The sequence below is a fragment of the Halopenitus salinus genome (assembly GCF_042662125.1).
Classification (GTDB): domain Archaea; phylum Halobacteriota; class Halobacteria; order Halobacteriales; family Haloferacaceae; genus Halopenitus; species Halopenitus salinus.
This window is the reverse complement of record NZ_JBHSXL010000019.1, coordinates 1-2,613: the sequence shown is the minus strand read 5'-3', so window position 1 is coordinate 2,613 and position 2,613 is coordinate 1. Positions and strand designations below refer to the sequence as shown.

1 rRNA gene is annotated in these 2,613 nt (G+C 58.4%); it reads right to left on the bottom strand.

The features are described 5' to 3' along the window. Positions 1–64: 64 nt before the first annotated feature. A 23S ribosomal RNA gene (locus tag ACFQE9_RS15130) occupies positions 65–2,613 on the bottom strand; the annotation flags it as partial.

Genomic DNA, 2,613 nt, shown 5'->3' with positions numbered 1-2,613 from the left:
GAGACTCCGACCGTGTATACGTGCGATCCAGCTTCCGCCTGAACTCAGTCTGTGAGGTGGACCATATGACTGTGGCTCGGTCCGTTAGTGCTCGTGGGCTTAACACCTCGTTGCCTTGGTGCGCACACCCCGAGTCTATCTACCTCCTCTTCTAGGAGGGACCTCAACGGTACCTCGTTTCCATGTGGGTTTCGAGCTTAGATGCGTTCAGCTCTTACCCCGTGTCGCGTGGCTACCCGGCATCTGCCCTCTCGGACAACCGGTACACCAGTGGCGACCGGTCGTAGTTCCTCTCGTACTATACGACCGTTCACGTCAGGTACCATAACACCCCCAATAGATAGCAGCCGACCTGTCTCACGACGGTCTAAACCCAGCTCACGACCTCCTTTAATAGGCGAACAACCTCACCCTTGCCCGCTTCTGCACGGGCAGGATGGAGGGAACCGACATCGAGGTAGCAAGCCACCCGGTCGATATGTGCTCTTGCGGGTGACGACTCTGTTATCCCTAAGGTAGCTTTTCTGTCATCTACGGGCCCCATTCCGGAGCCTCGTAGGTTCGCTAGACCACGCTTTCGCGTCAGCGTCACTCGTTGGGAATGACACTGTCAGACCTCCGTGTGCTCTTGCGCTCTTCTCCGGGTTCCCGACCCGGGTGAGGAGATCTTTGGGCGCGCTCGATATCTTTTCGAGCGCGTACCGCCCCAGTCAAACTGCCCGGCTACCGGTGTCCTCCGCCAGGAGTGAGAGTCGCAGTCACTACCGGGTAGTATTTCAATGATGCCTCGGTGGCCCGCTAGCGCGGGTACCTGTGTAATGGCTCCTACCTATGCTGCACAGTAGCGACCACGTCTCAGCGACAGCCTGCAGTAAAGCTCTATAGGGTCTTCGCTTCCCCTTGGGGGTCTCCAGACTCCGCACTGGAACGTACAGTTCACCGGGTCCAACGTTGGGACAGTGGCGCTCTCGTTTATCCATTCATGCAAGCCGCTACTGAAGCGGCAAGGTACTACGCTACCTTAAGAGGGTCATAGTTACCCCCGCCGTTGACGGGTCCTTCGTCCTCTTGTACGAGGTGTTCAGATACCCGCACTGGGCAGGATTCAGTGACCGTACGAGTCCTTGCGGATTTGCGGTCACCTGTGTTGTTACTAGACAGTCGGAGCGCCCGAGTCACTGCGACCTGCTTTCTCCAAAGCAGGCATCCCTTCTTCCGAAGGTACGGGACTAACTTGCCGAATTCCCTAACGTCGGTTCTCCCGACAGGCCGTGGCTTTCGCTGCCAGAGTACCTGTGTCGGATCTTGGTACGGACATCACGCTCGTCTTTTCACGGACCCCGGATACCACCAACTTGCGCTGTCTCGGGCTTCGCTCGCTTCCTGCCGTGACGGCGTCCACGAGCTTCTCCGATTCGACCGGGCGAATGCCCGGCTTGGTGTTTTCCGCGGTGTCGACTTTTACTGCGTGATGGCACTGGAATATTAACCAGTTTCCCGTTGTCCCCGTCGACTTACGGGGGGACTTAGGACCGGCTAACCCTCGGCTGATTGACAGTGCCGAGGAAACCGTACTCATCAGGCCGTCGAGGTTCTCACCCGACTATCGCTGCTACTGTGACCAGGATTGTCGTTCCCGAACGGTCCACGCGAGTTCTCACCCGAGCTTCCATCCGAACGGGACGCCGACCTACGCGGTCGCCCTGTGACGGGCGCGGCAGGGTCTCGGTGGTAGACTTGAGCCCCGATCATTTTGGGCGCCTCAAACCTCGGCCGGTAAGCTGTTACGCTTTTCTTAGCGGGTAGCTGCTTCTAAGCTCACCTCCCGGCTGTTTAGGGCTTGAGACCACCTTCCAATCGCACTTAGTCTACACTTTGGGACCTTAACCTTGCTCTGGGTTGTTCCCCTCACGGTGCACAGGCTTACCCCGCACACCGGACTCCTCGGGTCGACAGCGTATGCAGGTTCGGAGTTCGACAGGATGGCCGACTCCTCTCGGAGGCGGGTCATCCAATCGGTCGCTCTACCCCGCATACTACCTCGCCGAAGGTCATGCTTCGACATGTTTCGGTCGGAACCAGCTGTTGCCAGGCTCGATGGGCCTTTCACCCCTATACGCGAATCACGGGAGGGTATTGTAGGACACCACCCCTAACGGGCCTCCACGTGGCTTTCGCCACGCTTCACCCTGCTCGCGTATAGATCGCCTGGTTTCGGGTCGTACCCCGATGACTCCCCGCGCTTGCACACGGTGGCCCTCGCAATGCTGCGGCCATATCGGTTTCCCTGCGCCTTCCCCGATTCTCGGGTTAGACTCGCCATCTAGGTACACTCCCTGGGTCGTTTTTCAAAACGCACGACACGACGCCGGCTCTCTTCGATTCCTACTGGACGCTCGCGCGTCTCTCGTTACTCGAAGAGCCTTCTACGCCCTGTCGCTCTTTCGCCAACTGATTTCAGGCCCTATTGCACCGCCCTTCTCGGGGTGCTTTTCAGCGTTCGCTCACGCTACTTGTTCGCTATCGGTCTCGAGGAGTGTTTAGTCTTCCCAGGGGATGCCTGGGTCCTTCACAGAGAATATCCGATCCCTGCTACTCGGGTACTGACGCACG